General features: G+C 56.0%; 17 protein-coding genes. All 17 read left to right on the forward strand.

Annotation, left to right across the window (positions count from 1 at the left end; genetic code table 11):
• Positions 1 to 57: 57 nt before the first annotated feature.
• The 17 genes from rpsB (at position 58) to carA (ending at position 16639) form a co-directional block, all read left to right on the forward strand.
• Positions 58 to 807, forward strand: a complete 750-nt coding sequence (gene rpsB, locus B9Z37_RS11630) for a 30S ribosomal protein S2 (RefSeq protein ID WP_108287173.1) — start codon at positions 58 to 60, stop codon at positions 805 to 807.
• 78 nt (positions 808 to 885) lie between these two features.
• Positions 886 to 1779 (forward strand): translation elongation factor Ts, encoded by an 894-nt coding sequence (gene tsf / locus B9Z37_RS11635; RefSeq protein ID WP_108313192.1) that lies wholly within the window; start codon positions 886 to 888, stop codon positions 1777 to 1779.
• A 60-nt stretch (positions 1780 to 1839) separates the two neighbouring features.
• Positions 1840 to 2562, forward strand: coding sequence for a UMP kinase (gene pyrH, locus B9Z37_RS11640; protein WP_108313193.1), 723 nt, complete (start codon positions 1840 to 1842; stop codon positions 2560 to 2562).
• Between the two features lie 24 nt (positions 2563 to 2586).
• Positions 2587 to 3147, forward strand: coding sequence for a ribosome recycling factor (gene frr, locus B9Z37_RS11645; RefSeq protein WP_108313194.1), 561 nt, complete (start codon positions 2587 to 2589; stop codon positions 3145 to 3147).
• Between the two features lie 73 nt (positions 3148 to 3220).
• The gene (locus tag B9Z37_RS11650; protein ID WP_108313195.1) at positions 3221 to 4069 is read left to right on the forward strand and encodes a phosphatidate cytidylyltransferase; all 849 of its coding nucleotides are present in this window, start codon (positions 3221 to 3223) and stop codon (positions 4067 to 4069) included.
• Positions 4070 to 4085: 16 nt separating this feature from the next.
• Positions 4086 to 5279 (forward strand): 1-deoxy-D-xylulose-5-phosphate reductoisomerase, encoded by a 1194-nt coding sequence (locus B9Z37_RS11655; RefSeq protein ID WP_108313328.1) that lies wholly within the window; start codon positions 4086 to 4088, stop codon positions 5277 to 5279.
• Positions 5280 to 5497: 218 nt separating this feature from the next.
• Positions 5498 to 7822, forward strand: coding sequence for an outer membrane protein assembly factor BamA (gene bamA, locus B9Z37_RS11660; RefSeq protein ID WP_108313329.1), 2325 nt, complete (start codon positions 5498 to 5500; stop codon positions 7820 to 7822).
• Complete coding sequence (locus tag B9Z37_RS11665; protein ID WP_108313196.1) at positions 7822 to 8340, forward strand: OmpH family outer membrane protein; 519 nt, start codon at positions 7822 to 7824, stop codon at positions 8338 to 8340. Before bamA ends, B9Z37_RS11665 begins: the two co-directional genes overlap by 1 nt.
• A gap of 23 nt (positions 8341 to 8363) precedes the next feature.
• A complete protein-coding gene (gene lpxD, locus B9Z37_RS11670) occupies positions 8364 to 9350 on the forward strand; it encodes a UDP-3-O-(3-hydroxymyristoyl)glucosamine N-acyltransferase (protein WP_108313197.1) in 987 nt (328 codons plus the stop codon).
• A 2-nt stretch (positions 9351 to 9352) separates the two neighbouring features.
• Positions 9353 to 9793, forward strand: coding sequence for a 3-hydroxyacyl-ACP dehydratase FabZ (fabZ, locus tag B9Z37_RS11675; protein ID WP_108313330.1), 441 nt, complete (start codon positions 9353 to 9355; stop codon positions 9791 to 9793).
• A 6-nt stretch (positions 9794 to 9799) separates the two neighbouring features.
• On the forward strand, positions 9800 to 10615 hold the full coding sequence (gene lpxA, locus B9Z37_RS11680) for an acyl-ACP--UDP-N-acetylglucosamine O-acyltransferase (protein WP_108313198.1): 816 nt from the start codon (positions 9800 to 9802) through the stop codon (positions 10613 to 10615).
• 52 nt (positions 10616 to 10667) lie between these two features.
• A complete protein-coding gene (locus tag B9Z37_RS11685; protein WP_108313199.1) occupies positions 10668 to 11609 on the forward strand; it encodes a Gfo/Idh/MocA family protein in 942 nt (313 codons plus the stop codon).
• Between the two features lie 25 nt (positions 11610 to 11634).
• The gene (locus tag B9Z37_RS11690; protein ID WP_167394379.1) at positions 11635 to 12735 is read left to right on the forward strand and encodes a DegT/DnrJ/EryC1/StrS family aminotransferase; all 1101 of its coding nucleotides are present in this window, start codon (positions 11635 to 11637) and stop codon (positions 12733 to 12735) included.
• Complete coding sequence (gene lpxB / locus B9Z37_RS11695) at positions 12735 to 13916, forward strand: lipid-A-disaccharide synthase (protein WP_108313201.1); 1182 nt, start codon at positions 12735 to 12737, stop codon at positions 13914 to 13916. Before B9Z37_RS11690 ends, lpxB begins: the two co-directional genes overlap by 1 nt.
• Positions 13888 to 14505: a ribonuclease HII gene (gene rnhB, locus B9Z37_RS11700; protein WP_108313202.1), complete on the forward strand. Its 618-nt coding sequence runs from the start codon at positions 13888 to 13890 to the stop codon at positions 14503 to 14505. The genes lpxB and rnhB overlap by 29 nt, the downstream gene beginning before the upstream one ends.
• A complete protein-coding gene (locus tag B9Z37_RS11705; protein ID WP_108313203.1) occupies positions 14502 to 15275 on the forward strand; it encodes a TrmH family RNA methyltransferase in 774 nt (257 codons plus the stop codon). Before rnhB ends, B9Z37_RS11705 begins: the two co-directional genes overlap by 4 nt.
• A gap of 200 nt (positions 15276 to 15475) precedes the next feature.
• The gene (gene carA / locus B9Z37_RS11710; RefSeq protein ID WP_205872587.1) at positions 15476 to 16639 is read left to right on the forward strand and encodes a glutamine-hydrolyzing carbamoyl-phosphate synthase small subunit; all 1164 of its coding nucleotides are present in this window, start codon (positions 15476 to 15478) and stop codon (positions 16637 to 16639) included.

A 16639-nucleotide genomic window follows, 5' to 3' on the forward strand; every position in this document is an offset into this window, starting at 1 on the left:
CACATGACAAGCCCGATCAGTGGACTGGATTTTAGACTCAACCTTTGGAGTATTAATATGTCCGTTACCATGCGCGAAATGCTGGAAGCCGGTGTCCACTTTGGTCACCAAACCCGCTTCTGGAACCCCAAGATGGCCCCTTTCATCTTCGGTCACCGCAACAAAATTCACATCATCAACCTGGAAAAGTCGCTGCCGATGTTCCAGGATGCGATCAAATTCGCCAAGCAGTTGTCTGCCAACCGCGGCACGATCCTGATGGTCGGCACCAAGCGCCAAGCCCGTGAAATGGTGGCTGCAGAAGCCCAGCGCGCTGGCGTGCCTTTCGTCGACCAGCGCTGGTTGGGCGGCATGCTGACCAACTTCAAAACCGTCAAGACCTCGATCAAGCGTCTGAAGGACATGAAGGCCCAGCAAGAAGTCGGCCTCGACAGCCTGAGCAAAAAAGAACAGCTGATGTTCAAGCGCGAGATGGAAAAGCTCGAAAAAGACATCGGCGGTATCCAGGACATGGCTGCTTTGCCTGATGCGATTTTCGTGATCGACGTCGGTTACCACAAAATCGCCATCTCGGAAGCCAAGAAATTGGGCATCCCATTGATCGGTGTCGTGGACTCCAACCACTCGCCAGAAGGCATCGACTACATCATCCCCGGCAACGACGACTCGGCCAAGGCCGTGGCTTTGTACGCCCGTGGCATCGCTGACGCGATCATCGAAGGCCGTGCCAATGCGGTCAACGACGTGGTCAAGGCCGTCACCGAAGGCGCTGACGAATTCGTCGAAGAAGCCAACGCTTCTGCCTGAGTTCCCAAGACTCGATGAAAGGGGCTTTGTGGCCCCTTTTTTTTAATCTGACTTTTAGACTGAATACGGAGAAATCAAATGGCTGTAATTACCGCAAGCATGGTCGCTGAACTGCGCGCAAAAACCGACGCTCCCATGATGGAGTGCAAAAAAGCCCTGACCGAAGCCGAAGGCGACATGGCCAAAGCTGAAGAATTGCTGCGCGTCAAGCTGGGCACCAAGGCTGGCAAAGCCGCTTCCCGCGTGACCGCTGAAGGCGTGGTCACCAGTTTCGTGAACGGCATCACAGGCGCCATGATCGAAGTGAACTGCGAAACCGATTTTGTGACCAAGAACGACAGCTTCTTGGCTTTGGCCAACGCCGCTGCCAAGCTGGTGGCTGAGCACAACCCTGCCGACATCGCTGCCTTGGGCGAGCTGCCTTACAGCCAAGACGGCTTCGGCCCCACCCTGGAAGAAGTGCGCAAGGGCCTGATCGGCAAGATCGGCGAGAACATGAGCTTCCGCCGTTTCAAGCGCGCAGCCGGTGGTGCCAAGATCGCCAATTACCTGCATGGCACCCGCATCGGTGTGTTGGTCGAGTTTGACGGTGACGAAACCGCTGCCAAAGATGTGGCCATGCACGTTGCCGCCATGAAGCCTGTGTCTTTGACCAGCGCCGAAGTGCCCGCTGAGTTGATCGAAAAAGAGCGCTCGGTCGCTGCCGCAAAGGCCGCCGAGTCGGGCAAGCCTGCCGACATCGTCACCAAAATGGTTGAAGGCTCGGTGCAAAAATACCTCAAAGAAGTGTCTTTGTTCAACCAGTCCTTCGTCAAAAACGACAAGCAGACCGTCGAGCAAATGCTCAAGGCTGCTGGCACCACGGTGAAGGCATTCACTTTGTATGTGGTGGGCGAAGGCATCGAGAAGAAAGTTGATGACTTTGCTGCTGAAGTGGCTGCCCAAGTGGCTGCTGCCCAAGCTGCGGCCTGATCCTTCTTCTACGCTTGAGTTGCTATTTCATCGTCCACATTGATATTCAAGGAGCCCATCATGTCCCCAGCCAAGCCAGCCTTTAAGCGCATTTTGCTCAAGCTGTCGGGCGAGGCCCTGATGGGTGACGATGCGTTTGGCATCAACCGTGCCACGATCGTTCGCATGGCCGAAGAAATCGCTGAAGTCACCCGCTTGGGTGTTCAGGTCGCTGTGGTCATTGGTGGCGGCAACATCTTCAGAGGTGTTGCTGGCGGCTCTGTAGGCATGGACCGTGCCACGGCGGATTACATGGGCATGCTGGCCACTGTGATGAATTCGTTGGCTTTGGCTGATGCCATGGACAAGGCCGGTTTGACCGCACGTGTCATGTCGGCCATCGGGATTGATCAAGTGGTTGAGCCCTATGTTCGCCCTAAAGCTCTGCAGTACTTAGAAGAGGGCAAAGTGGTGGTGTTTGCTGCCGGTACCGGCAATCCGTTTTTCACCACCGATACAGCTGCTGCCTTGCGTGGTGCCGAGATTGGCGCTGAAATGGTTCTGAAAGCGACCAAAGTTGACGGTGTGTACACCGCCGATCCCAAGAAAGACCCTTCAGCAACCCGTTACAGCGAGATCAGCTTTGACGAAGCTATTTCACGCAACTTGGGCATCATGGATGCGACGGCATTTGCCTTGTGCCGTGACCAAAAATTGCCTATCAAAGTGTTTTCCATCATTAAAAACGGTGCTTTGAAGCGCGTGGTTTTAGGTGAAGACGAAGGCACGCTGGTTCACGCTTGACCCTGTTCTGACGAGGAGAACTTCATGACGATTGCAGACATCAAAAAAACAACCGAAACCAAAATGGAGCAATCCATTGCGGCTTTCAAAAATAACCTCACCCGCATTCGTACTGGGCGTGCCAATCCGGCGTTGCTCGATACGATCCATGTCGACTATTACGGTTCGCTGGTGCCGTTGTCTCAGGTGGCCAATGTTTCCTTGATGGATGCCCGCACGATCAGTGTGCAGCCTTGGGAAAAGAGCATGGCTGCCAAAATCGAAAAAGCCATCCGCGAGAGTGAGCTGGGCCTGAACCCTGCTTCTCTGGGCGAGTTGATCCGCGTGCCCATGCCCGCCATGAGTGAAGAGCGTCGCAAGGAAATGACCAAGCTGGCCCGCACAGAAGGTGAAAATGCCAAGATTGCCATCCGCAATCTGCGCCGTGACGCCAACGAGTCGGTCAAAAAATTGGTCAAAGACAAAGAGGTTTCTGAAGACGACCAAAAACGCGCAGAAGCCGATGTTCAAAAATTGACTGACAAGCGCATGACCGAGATCGATCAGTTGGTGACTGCCAAAGAACAAGAGATCATGGCGGTTTGAGTTTGAATTCCATGCCGTGGCATCCCACGGCCTGACAGGCCGCCCCTAGGCGGCCTTTTTTTCTGGAGAAACCATGCTCAAACAAAGAGTCATCACTGCCTTGGCCTTGCTGGCCTTGCTGTTGCCCGCCTTGTTTGCAACCCATCCTTGGCCTTTCATGGGCTTGACCGTGGTGCTGATCGCAGCGGGCGCGTGGGAGTGGGGGCGCTTGAACGGCGTGCCTGCTTGGGTGGCCTGGTCGGGTGCTGTCATGTGCTTGTTGGCTTGCGCCGTGGCTGAACAATTGGGCTGGGTCCAGAGCACTCCCCCCATGGTTTGGTTGGTGGCTGGCTCGATGTGGGTTTTGTTGGGGGCCTGGATGATTCAGCGCGGTGTGGCCGGTTGGGGGCTTTGGCCCCAAGGCTTGCGTTGGGTGGTGGGCTTGTTGTTTTTGACCTTGGCATGGGTGGCCATGGCACAAGCCCATCGGCGGGGTGTGAATTTCCTTTTGTCCATCCTCGTACTGGTCTGGGCGGCCGATGTCTTTGCCTATTTTTTTGGCAAGGCATTCGGCGGGCGCTGGATCAAGACCAAGCTGGCGGCCAGCATCAGCCCAGGCAAAAGCTGGGAGGGCGTTTTGGGCGGCATGTTGGGGGTCTTGCTGGTGGCGGTCATCTGGGAAGAGCTTGATCGTCGCTGGTCCTTGCCTGACCTCAGCTTTTATTCGCTCTTGTTTGCCAAAGGCTGGTTCGTGGCCTTGCCCGCCTTGTTGTTCATGTCCGCCATGAGCGTGGTGGGTGATTTGGTGGAGTCATTGGTCAAACGCAGTGCCGGTATGAAGGACAGCTCAGGTCTGTTGCCCGGGCACGGCGGCGTGCTCGACCGTGTCGATGCGCTGTTGCCCACTTTGCCTTTGGCGATGATGTTGGTTTTCTGGATTTGAGATGAGGTCTGATTTCATGCAAGCAAAACAACGCATCACGATCCTGGGTTCGACCGGCTCCATTGGTCAAAGCACGCTCGATGTCATGGCGCGTCACCCGGGTCAGTTTGCCGTGCATGCATTGACGGCATCCAGCCAGGTTGATCTGATGTTGGCCCAATGCGTGCAGTTCAAGCCAGAGGTCGTGGTCATGGTTCAGGAGGCCGCAGGCCGTCTGCTGGCGGACAAGCTGAAATCCGAGGGCTTGAACATCCCGGTTCGTTGGGGGGCTGCGGCTCTGGACGAGGTGGCCAGCGCCCCGGAAGTGGACGCGGTCATGGCGGCCATTGTGGGCGCCGCGGGATTGTCACCTTGTCTGGCGGCTGCACGTGCAGGCAAACGACTTTTATTGGCGAACAAAGAGGCCTTGGTGGTGGGGGGTGAGGTGTTTCTGGCGGCTGTGCGTGAGGGCGGAGCTGTGCTTTTGCCGATAGACAGTGAGCATTCCGCCATTTTCCAGTCGCTGCCAGAAGATCCCTCCACTTGGCAAAGGCGTGTGCACAAGATCATTTTGACGGCCTCGGGAGGGCCATTTCGGGCTCGCGATCCGATCAGTCTCAAGGATGTCACGCCCGAGCAGGCTTGTGCGCACCCCAACTGGGTGATGGGCCGGAAAATTTCAGTCGACTCGGCGACCATGATGAACAAGGCCCTCGAAGTCATCGAGGCGCGTTATTTGTTCGGTTTGGAGCCGGACCAGCTGGAAGTGGTGATTCATCCCCAGAGCGTGATCCATTCCATGGTGCAGTACAAAGACCATTCTGTGGTGGCTCAATTGGGCACACCCGACATGCGTGTGCCGATTGCCTACGGCTTGAGCTGGCCGGAGCGCATGGTGTCGGGTGCGGGTGCACTTGACTTTCATTCCTTGGCCGCCATGACATTTGAGTCCATGGAAGACCATGGTCATCCTGCGCGATTCCCGGGCTTGAAGCTCGCATGGGCAACCCTGAAGGGCCTGCCAGGCAGTTGTGCGGTACTGAATGCCGCCAATGAGATTGCTGTGGCAGCATTTTTGAACCGTGAGATCAGGTTTGACCAGATCCATGATGTGAATGAGGCCACCTTGAATGCGGTAGCCAGCGTTCGACCTGAAAATTTGGATGATTTGTTGAGTCTTGACCGTCTGAGTCGCGATGCGGCTCTCAAGCTTGTCACGAGATGGCGTTGACGGCCGGATTTCAGCCTGCGCCAAGGCTGCAGAGGGCGCCATGAACGCCCTCTCCTGAGGTGTATTATCTTGGCTTGTTTTGTTTGGTCGCTGTATCTTGGCCGGGACAGGCGAAAATACGGTGTTGCCCTGCTGGGGCACATTGGTCGGTTTTTAAAATGGGTTCTGGACGGGGGCTTTTCATGAGCATGCAGTCCAGACCTCTCTATGGTTGCTCCATGAATTTTTTTGACATTCGTTCACGCATTCAGCCTGCTGCATTGACTTTGGCGGCCTCTTTGATGGCGTGCATGCCTGCTTGGGCCGTTGACCCATTCACCGTGCGCGATATCCGCGTAGAGGGTTTGCAGCGCATTGAGTCCGGTACTGTTTTTGCCTCCCTGCCATTGCGCGTGGGTGATCAATATTCGGACGAAAAGGGCGCAGCCGCCATTCGGGCCTTGTTTGCATTGGGTCTGTTCAAGGATGTGCGCCTCGAAACCCAAGGCGATGTTCTGGTGGTTGTGGTGGAGGAGCGTCCATCGGTGGCCGCGGTGGAGTTCATCGGTCTCAAAGAGTTTGACAAGGATGTGCTCGTCAAGGCTTTGAAAGAAGTGGGTCTGGCCGAAGGTCGGCCTTACGACAAAGCGTTGGCCGACAAAGCCGAGCAGGAACTCAAGCGTCAGTACATCAGCCGCAGTTTGTATGGCGCAGAGGTGGTCAGCACTGCAACGCCTGTTGACCGCAACCGCGTGAATTTGAGCTTCACCATCACAGAAGGTGGTCCCGCGAAGATCAAGCAAATCCAGATCGTGGGCAACAAGGCATTCTCCGAGTCTGATTTGCGTGACCAGTTCAACTTGGATACCGGTGGCTGGATGAGCTGGTACACCAAATCTGACCGCTACGCCCGCACCAAGCTCAACGCCGATTTGGAGGCTTTGCGGTCTTACTACTTGGCCCGTGGCTTCCTGGAGTTCCGCATTGACTCCACCCAAGTGGCCATGTCACCCGACAAGCAAGACATGGCGATCACCATCAATGTGACCGAAGGCGAGCGCTTTGTGGTCTCCGGTGTCAAGTTGGAAGGCAACTACCTCGACAAGGACGACGAATTCAAAGCCTTGGTCAAGATTGGTGTCGGCAAGGCTTACAACGCCGAAACCGTGGCAGAAACCACCAAAGCATTCACCGACTATTTTGGCAAATTTGGTTTTGCCTTTGCCAAAGTTGAAGCCAAGCCTGAAATCGATCGACAGAACAACCGCGTTCAATTTGTTTTGCAGGCAGAGCCTTCGCGTCGCGCGTATGTCCGGCGCATTTTGGTTTCGGGCAACAACCGCACGCGAGACGAAGTGATCCGCCGCGAGTTTCGCCAGTACGAGGCCGCTTGGTACGACGGTGACAAAATCCGCCTGTCACGTGACCGCGTGGACCGTTTGGGCTTCTTCACTGACGTGAACGTGGAAACCATTGAAATCCCGGGCACCCCCGATCAGGTCGATTTGATGTTCACCGTGGCCGAAAAGCCCACCGGCAGCATCTCTTTGGGGGCGGGTTTCTCTTCTGCTGAAAAAGTGACTTTGAGCTTTGGCATTCGCCAGGAAAATGCTTTTGGTTCAGGCAACTATCTGGCCGTTGAGGTCAACACCAGCAAGTACAACCGCAATTTGGTTCTGAGCACCACAGACCCTTACTTCACACAAAACGGCATATCCAGGACGATTGATGTGTTCCAGCGGACAACGCGCCCATACTTGGGGGACATCAACTCCTACAGTTTGGTCAACTCGGGTTTGGGTCTGCGTTTTGGTGTGCCTGTGACTGAGACCGATACAGTATTTGTTGGTGCAAATGCTGAGCAGACGCAAATCAAGTCGGGAACGGGGCTGCCTTACCCCTATCAAAAATATGCTGCCGACTTCGGCTCGACCAGTTCGGCTATTCCTTTAACTTTAGGGTGGGCGCGGGATGGTCGCGACAGCGCCTTGGTTCCATCCAAGGGCACTTATCAGCGCCTGAACGCGGACCTCAGCTTGGCGGGTGACGTTCGTTATTTCCGCAGCAATTACCAATATCAGCAGTATTTCCCTTTGAGTAAAAAATACACCCTGGCGATCAATGCAGATCTGGGGTTGGGTAAAGGCCTGAATGGTCAACAGTTCCCATTGTTTAAGAATTTTTACGTTGGTGGCCTTGGCAGTGTTCGTGGGTTTGAGCAATCCACCCTTGGACCTAAAGAAAGCACAATTCAAAACGACCCTACTTCAGCTCCGGTATACCTAGGCGGCTCTAAGAAACTCGTCTTGAATGCCGAATTCATGATGCCCTTTCCTGGGGCCGGTAACGACAAAACCCTGCGTCTCTATGGTTTCACCGATGTGGGCAGAGCGTTTGGTGAAAACGAAAAACTGTCTCTGGGCGAGCTTCGTGCTTCGGCCGGTATCGGCCTGAGCTGGATTTCACCCATGGGGCCTTTGCGCTTCTCATATGCAACGCCTATCCGTCAACAGACAGGCGATAAAATTCAGAAACTCCAATTCCAGATCGGAACTTCCTTCTAATGAAAACGATTCGCAAGACCCTTCTCGCCGCACTGCTGGTTGGTGCATCGGCTTTGACAAGCTTGGCTCAGGCCCAAGACTTCAAAATCGGCATTGTCAACACCGATCGTATCCTGCGTGATTCCAATGTGGCCAAAGCTGCCCAGGCCAAGCTGGAGTCCGAGTTTTTGAAGCGAGAAAAAGACCTGAATGACGCCATTGCGGCTTTCAAGCAGTCGGCTGAAAAGTTCGAGCGTGATGCACCCACACTGGCTGAGGCCCAGCGGGTGGCCAAACAAAAGCAGTTGATCGAGCAAGACCGTGACTTGAAGCGCCGCCAGCGCGAATTTCAGGAAGATCTGGGTGCTCGGAAAAACGAAGAAAACCAGATGCTTTTTGAAAAAGCAGGCCGTGCAGTGAAACAAGTCGCCGAGTCAGAGAAGTACGATCTGATTTTGCAGGATGCCGCCTACTTCAATCCCAAGCACGACATCACCGAAAAAGTCATCAAGGCACTCAACGCCTCGGTTGGCAAATAACAGGCGCATGCCTGTTTGAGACCGTGTCGCTGACGCTTGGCGCTATCGTAGAGGCACTTGGTGGCCGCCTGTTGGGCTCTTCTGACATGCAGATGTCGGGATTGGCGCCTTTGCAGACCGCCCAGCCCAGCCAAATCAGTTTTCTGAGTCAAGCCAGATACCAAAGTCAGTTGGCCCCGAGCCTTGCGGGGTGTGTCATTGTCAGCCCGGCTTTTGAAGCCCAGGTGGTGCAGCGCACTGCGGCCATCATCACCGATGACCCTTATTTGTACTTTGCCCGATTGACCCGCCTCTGGAAGCGTGAGCACCATAAAGGCACAGGCCCTCGAATTCATCCCAGTGCCATCATCGACCCACAAGCGGAGATTGCCGCCGATGCGGTGATTGGCCCTTTGTGTGTGGTGGAGCGAGGTGCTGAAGTGGGGGCTGCAACCGTGCTCAAGTCACGCGTGACGGTTGGTGAGGATTGCAAGATCGGAGCGCGTTGTCTGTTGCATTCCGGTGTGGTGATCGGCGCTGACGGCTTTGGCTTCGCACCTCACCAAGGGCACTGGGAAAAAATCGAGCAACTGGGGGCAGTGCGCATTGGCAACGATGTGGAAATCGGTGCCAACACCTGCATTGACCGGGGTGCATTGGACGACACCGTGATCGAAGACGGCGTCAAACTCGACAACCTGATTCAGATCGGGCACAACGTGCATGTGGGCCGCCACACGGCCATGGCCGGGTGTGTTGGTGTGGCTGGTAGCGCCCGGATTGGCGCGCATTGCACGGTGGGTGGTGGTGCTGTGGTGTTGGGTCATCTGAGCTTGGCTGACCATGTGCACATTTCGGCAGCATCGGTGGTCACGCGCTCGATCTTGCAGCCCGGGCATTACACGGGCATGTTCCCTTTGGACAGCAATGCCAATTGGGAAAAAAATGCCGCCAGTCTCAAACAATTGTCTCGATTGCGTGAACGCATCAAAGCCTTAGAGGCTGACATTCAAAACAACAAGGAAACATGACCATGATGGACATTCATAAAATTCTCAAACAGTTGCCGCATCGCTACCCGTTCTTGCTGGTGGATCGCGTGTTGGAGATTGAAAAAGGCGTGCGCATCAAGGCCTTGAAAAACGTGACCATCAACGAGCCATTTTTCACGGGCCACTTTCCACATCGGCCCGTCATGCCAGGTGTATTGATGCTCGAAGCCTTGGCGCAAGCCGCGGCCTTGCTGTCCTTTGACACGCTCGATACCGCCCCGGATGACAACACGGTTTATTACTTTGCTGGCATCGATGGTGCGCGTTTCAAGCGGCCTGTGGAGCCCGGCGATCAGTTGACCCTCGAGGTGCAGCTGGACCGCATGAAGGCCGGTATTTTCAAATTCAAGGCGCAAGCCAAAGTGGGTGACGAGTTGGCCTGCGAGGCCGAGTTGATGTGCACCATGCGCAAAATTGCCTGAGGACCTATGGCGACTATCCATTCCACTGCCTTGGTCGATCCGGCTGCCCAGCTGGACGCCTCCGTGACCGTTGGTCCCTACACCATCATCGGCCCTAACGTGGTCATCGGTGCAGGCTCTACGGTGGGCTCGCATTGCACCATCGAGGGTTACACCACCATCGGTCTCAACAACCATGTCCACAGCTACACGTCATTGGGTGCTGTCCCCCAAGACAAAAAGTACGCTGGCGAGCCGACCCGGCTGGTGATCGGCAATGGCAACACCATCCGTGAGTTTTGTACGTTCAATGCTGGCACCGTCAACGGTGGTGGTGTGACGCAGGTGGGTGATGACAACCTGTTCATGGCTTATGTCCATTTGGCGCACGATTGCCATATTGGCAGCCACACCATTTTTGCCAACAACTCCCAACTGGCGGGTCATGTTGTCGTGGGTGACTGGGTCATCTTGGGTGGCTTCACTGTGGTGCGCCAGTTTCTTCGTTTGGGTGCCCACAGCTTCACTGCGATGTGCACTTTGCTGTTTGCCGATCTGCCGCCGTATGTGACTTGCCAGGGCCAACCTGCTGCTGCGCGCACTGTGAACGCTGAAGGCCTGCGCCGCCGCGGTTATTCCCCGACCCGAATTGCCGCCGTGCGGGCCATGCACAAAGCTTTGTACCGTGAAAATTTGACGTTCGACGCCGCAAAAGACCGTATTTTGCAAATAGCGAAGGACAAACCCGAAGTGCAGGCAGATGTCGACATGATGCTGGATTTTTTGGCGGATGTTTCTCCCAAAGTTGGCATTGTTCGTTCGCGCCGCCGTTCGCTTGATTGACAGTTTTCAGGAGCGGAATTTCTTCCGCCTCCGTGCATGAAAGGAGGGCCCTGTGGCCCTGTTGCGTTGCGCCGTGATTGGCGTTGGTTATCTGGGCAAATTCCATGCTCAAAAGTACGCCAAGATTCCAGAGTGTGAGCTGGTGGCCGTGGTGGACAGCCGTCAGGACCAGGCAGACGCTGTCGCGGGTCCTTTGGGGTGTGCTGCACTGACGGATTACCGGGCTTTGCTGGGCAAAGTGGATGCGGTCAGCATTGTGGTTCCTACGCAAGGTCATTACGATGTGTGTGCCGAGTTTTTGCGTGCTGGCGTGCATGTCTTGGTTGAAAAGCCAATGACCACCACCCTTGAGCAAGCCGACGAGTTGATCCGATTGGCCAAAGAAAACCGTTGTGTGTTGGCGGTGGGTCATCTGGAGCGTTTCAACCCTGCAGCGCTGGCATTGGAGCCTTTGCTGTCTGACCCCCGCTTCATCGACAGCTCGCGTCTGGCTCCATTCAAGCCCCGTGCCACCGATGTGAGTGTCTTGCTCGACTTGATGATCCACGATGTGGACTTGATCCTGTCCTTGGTGGACAGTGAGCTTGAAAGTGTGGACTGTTCGGGCGCTCGTGTGCTGACATCGGACATCGACATCGCCAACGCTCGCATTCGCTTTGCCAACGGTTGCGTGGCCAACGTCACGGCCAGCCGAGTGAGCGCCAAAAGCGAGCGGAAAATGCGCGTGTTTCAAAACCAGGCGTGCCACTCGCTGGACTTTCAGGCCCGCACGCTGACCACGTACCGTGGTTCAACCGATCCGTTGGTCGAGACGGAACAAGCCATCGAGCGGCACGAGCAATCGTTTGGCGAAGCCGATCCGTTGTTTGCCGAGATCGTGGATTTCGTTGACAGCATTCGCAACAAGCGCCCACCCAAAGTGAGCGGTGAAGCCGGTCGCCGTGCACTTGAAGCTGTGCAGCGCATCACCGAAGCCACCCGTCTGATTTCCTGAATTTTGAATATTTGAAAGGTACGCCATGCGCATCCCTATGGTCGATCTGGTCGCGCAATACCGCGACCTCCAGCCCAAGCTGGAACCTGCATTTTTGGGCGCTTTGAGCGCGGCGCAGTTCATCCTCGGACCCAACGTCCAAGCGTTTGAAAAAGAAGCGGCCGCTTATTTGGGGGTGGCGCACGCCATCACCTGTGCCAACGGCACGGATGCTTTGCACCTGGCTTTGCTCGCTGCCGGTATCGGCCCCGGTGACGAAGTCATCACCACGCCATTCACTTTCATTGCTACCGCTGAGGCGATTGCTTATGTGGGTGCCAAAGCGGTATTTGTAGACATCGACCCTCACACATTCAATATTGACGTGGAGCAGGCCCGTCGTGCGATCACGCCTCAAACCAAAGCCTTGCTGCCTGTGCATTTGTTTGGGCAACCCGCAGACTTGGCCCCGTTGATGGCCTTGGCCAAAGAGCATCGGCTGCAGTTGGTCGAAGATTGCGCGCAATCGTTTGGTGCCGACATCGGTGGCCGCAAAACAGGTGCCATGGGTGATGTGGCGGCCTTCAGTTTCTTTCCCAGCAAGAATCTGGGCTGCTATGGCGATGGTGGCATGGTGACCACCCAGTCGGACGAGATGGCCGAAACATTGCGCATGCTGCGCAATCACGGCAGCAAGGTGCGTTACTACCACGACATCATTGGCTACAACAGCCGCCTTGACGAGTTGCAGGCGGTGGTGTTGCGGGCCAAGATGCCCTTGATTGACCAATACAACCAGGAGCGCCGCCGCGTCGCGCACCGGTACAACGCTGGCTTGGCGGGCCTGAATTTGCAAACGCCTTTTGAAGACGGTGTTGGCCTGCACGTGTACCACCAGTACACCCTGTTGACCGATGACCGTGCTGCGATTCAACAAGCCTTGACCGAGCAGAAAATCGCCAGCGCCATTTATTACCCCGTGCCTTTGCATCAACAAAAAGTTTTTGCTTCGATTGCTGCCGGTTTGAGCTTTCCTGTGACGGAATCTGTGGCTGCGCGTTGCTTGTCTTTGCCGATTTATCCAGAGCTGAGCAACGACTCAGTGGATGAAGTTTGCGGCGTCATTCGTCAGGCTTTGAAGGCGTGATGAACGCGAGAGACGCCCAGCAATTTTCTGGATCGGCATCTGCGCAAGATCTGCGTTTGAGCATGGTCGCTGCTGAGCGTTCGGGTGACATGCTGGCGGCTTTGTTGCTGCAAGGCATGCGCAAAAGCTGGCCTCAACTGCAAGCTTCGGGCATTGGTGGCCCGCAGATGGATGCAATCGGCTTTGTCTCTCGCTGGTCTTGCGACGAATTGTCGGTGCGTGGTTTGGTTGAAGCCCTTTGGCGTTACCGTCACATCAACGGCATCCGCCAGACCTTGATTCAGGATTTGTTGGCTTCTCCGCCTGACTTGTATGTCGGCGTGGATGCGTCTGACTTCAATTTGCCAGTGGAGCGTTTGCTGCGTCAAAAGGGCGTGCCCACAGTTCAACTGGTGTGTCCATCGATCTGGGCTTGGCGACCTGAGCGCGTGCAAAAGATTCGTGACAGCGTGGACCATGTTTTGTGCATTTACCCGTTCGAGCCTGCCTTGCTGGCTCAGCACGGCATTGAGGGGACCTTTGTCGGGCACCCTGTGGCCGATGTGATCGATATCGAGCCAGACCGCCTACAAGCGCGCCAAGCCTTGGGGCTCGCTACCGATGCCACCATCGTGGCTTTGTTGCCCGGAAGTCGGCCTTCCGAGGTCAAGGGATTGGCCTTGCCGTTTCTTCAGGCCGCCAAGCGCATGCTTGCGCTGCGACCCGGCTTGCAGTTTGTGCTGCCGACACATGGTCCTTTGCTGCCCATGATCGAAGCGGCCATTGCCCAAGCCGGCATGCAAGGTCAGGTGCATCTGATCATGGGGCGTTCGCATGAGGTGCAGGCCGCCTGCGACGTGGCCTTGGTGGCCAGTGGCACCGCCACGCTCGAGACGGCTTTGCATAAGCGCCCCATGGTCATTGCTTACAAAATGCAATGGCTGTCATGGCAGATCGCCAATCGCAAGCGCCTGCTGCCCTGGATTGGCTTGCCCAACATTTTGTGCAATGAAAGCTTGGTACCTGAATTTTTGCAAGAAAAAGTGCACCCCGAGGCGCTGGCCAAGGCTGTTTTGCAGTGGCTCGACGATCCGGTCGCTGTGGCCAAAATTCAACAGCGGTTCACCGAGCTGCACCATCAATTGCGTCAAGACATGCCGACGCTGGCCACCTATGCGATCCAAAAAGTCCTTGCCGCTTGAGCAAAAAACCTTGAATTGGGACACCGCAGGCCTTATGGCTGGCGTGGATGAGGCTGGGCGAGGCCCCTTGGCCGGTCCTGTCGTGGCAGCCGCTGTGATTTTGGACGACTTGCAGCCGATCGCTGGCTTGAATGATTCCAAAAAACTGTCTGCCAAGCGTCGTGAGCGTTTGTTTGACGAGATCCGTGCGCGGGCTTTGTGTTTTTCAATTGCCGAAGCGACGGTGAAGGAAATTGACCAGCTCAATATTTTGCAAGCCACGATGCTGGCCATGAAGCGTGCTGTCGAAGGCTTGCGCTTAAAGCCCCAAATGGTCCTTGTCGATGGCAACCGGTTGCCGACGCTGGACATTTTGGCGGAGGCCATTGTGCAGGGGGATGCGCTGGTGCCAGCCATCTCTGCCGCTTCCATTTTGGCCAAGGTGCACCGTGACCGTTTGTGTGAAGACATGCATGAACGCTATCCGGTCTACGGCTTTGACCAACACAAAGGTTACGGGACGGCCCAACATTTGGCTGCATTGCAAACGCATGGCCCGGCAGACTGCCACAGAATGACTTTTGCCCCGGTGGCCAGGAGCGTGCGATGAATCTGATCACCTCGCGTGACAACCCCCAAGTCAAAGCTTGGCGACGTTTGGCGCAAGACACTACGGCTTACCGCAAAGCCGGGCAATTCTGGCTGGAGGGTGATCATCTGTGCCGTGCCGCCATCGACCGGGGTGTCAAGCCCTTGCAAATTGTGTTGAGTGCTTCTTGCTTTGAAGCGCAGGGCCCTCAGTGGGCAGGCTTGACCGATGCCTTGTTTGTTTTGCCTGATCCTTTGTTTGCCAGCCTGAGTGGTCTTGAGTCTCCGGCCCGAATGGGTTTTGTGGTTGCGTGGTCGGCGCAGGGGCAACTTTTGTCAGATGCTTCCACCGTGGTTCTGGACCGTTTGCAGGACGCGGGTAATGTAGGCGCGATTTTGCGCTGCGCTTCGGCTTTTGGGTACCGGCAAGTGCTGGCCGTCAAAGGAACTGCTGCTCTGTGGTCGCCCAAAGTGCTCAGGGCTGGGATGGGGGCGCATTTTGGTCTGCATTTGATCGAATCGGTCAGCGAAGAGGATGTGGCCGCTTTGCAGGTCCCTGTTTTGACCACAAGTTCCCATCAGGGGCCTTTTTTGCATGAGTTGTTGCAACGCCAGGAATTGACACCAAAGTGTGCCTGGGTTTTTGGCCACGAAGGGCAGGGCGTCAGCGACAGCTTGATGGCTTTGGCGCACCAAAAAGTGCGAATTGCCCAACCTGGCGGGGAAGAGTCATTGAATGTGGCGACTGCAGCGGCTATTTGCCTGCACGCCAGCGCCACTGCTGCCATTTGAGTTGGTGAAGGGCCTGTTTCCGAACGTTTTGTCGGGGCTCTGTCAGGGTTTTCGAGCGGTCCTCAGCTATAATAAGAGGCTTTCCCGCATCAACCTGTACGCCACAGTCCATCCCAGGCCCAATCCTCGAACAAGCAGCCAAAAAGAGATCGCATCTCTGGTGAGTGCTGAGGCGTACCCGAACTATTCCGGAGAACCCAGTGCTTTTGTCTCTTCAGGGAACCTTCCCGCCCGCCATCTTGGCGCTCGCAGACGGCACGGTCTTTATCGGCAACTCGATCGGAGCCACCGGCTCCACAGTCGGCGAAGTGGTGTTCAACACCTCGCTCACCGGCTACCAGGAAATCCTCACCGACCCCAGCTATTGCCAGCAGATCGTCACTTTGACGTACCCGCACATCGGCAACTACGGTGTCAGCGTGGAAGACATCGAAGCTGACAAGGTCCATGCCGCTGGCTTGATCATCAAAGACCTGCCTTTGATCGCCAGCAACTTTCGCTCCAGCCAAACCCTTTCGGCTTATCTCATGGAGGCGGGCACGGTGGCCATTGCCAACATCGATACCCGCCAGCTGACCCGCATTTTGCGCACGAAGGGTGCCCAAAACGGTGCCATCGTGGGGTTGGCCAAAGGTCAGGCGGTCACCCAAGCGGTCATTGACCAGGCGATTGCCGCAGCAAAAGCTGCCCCCAACATGGCGGGTCTCGACCTGGCGCAAAAAGTCACGGCGTCCCAGCCTTATGACTGGACGCAAACCGAGTGGAAACTCGGCGCGGGCTACGGCACTCAGACATCACCCAAATTCCATGTGGTGGCTTACGACTACGGCGTCAAGAAAAACATCTTGCGCATGTTGGCCGAGCGCGGCTGCAAAGTCACTGTGGTCCCAGCAAAAACACCCGCAGCCGAAGTGCTCAAACACAAGCCGGATGGCATCTTCCTGTCCAACGGCCCTGGCGACCCACAGCCTTGCGACTACGCGATTGCGGCGGCGGCCGAGTTGATTGAAACCGGCATCCCGACCTTCGGCATTTGCCTGGGTCATCAGATCATGGCCTTGGCCAGTGGCGCCAAAACTTTCAAGATGAAGTTTGGCCACCACGGTGCGAACCATCCAGTGAAAGACCTCGACACGGGTCGTGTGTCCATCACCAGCCAAAACCACGGTTTTGCGGTGGACGAAAAATCTTTGCCCGCCAACTTGCGCGCCACGCACGTGTCCTTGTTCGATGGCACTTTGCAGGGCCTGGCCCGCACCGACAAGCCGGCGTTCTGCTTCCAGGGTCACCCCGAAGCGTCACCTGGCCCGCACGACATTGCTTACCTCTTTGACCGCTTCATCCACCTGATGGAGGCGAAATAA

It is taken from the genome of Limnohabitans parvus II-B4 (genome assembly GCF_003063455.1).
Taxonomy (GTDB): Bacteria; Pseudomonadota; Gammaproteobacteria; order Burkholderiales; family Burkholderiaceae_C; genus Limnohabitans_A; species Limnohabitans_A parvus.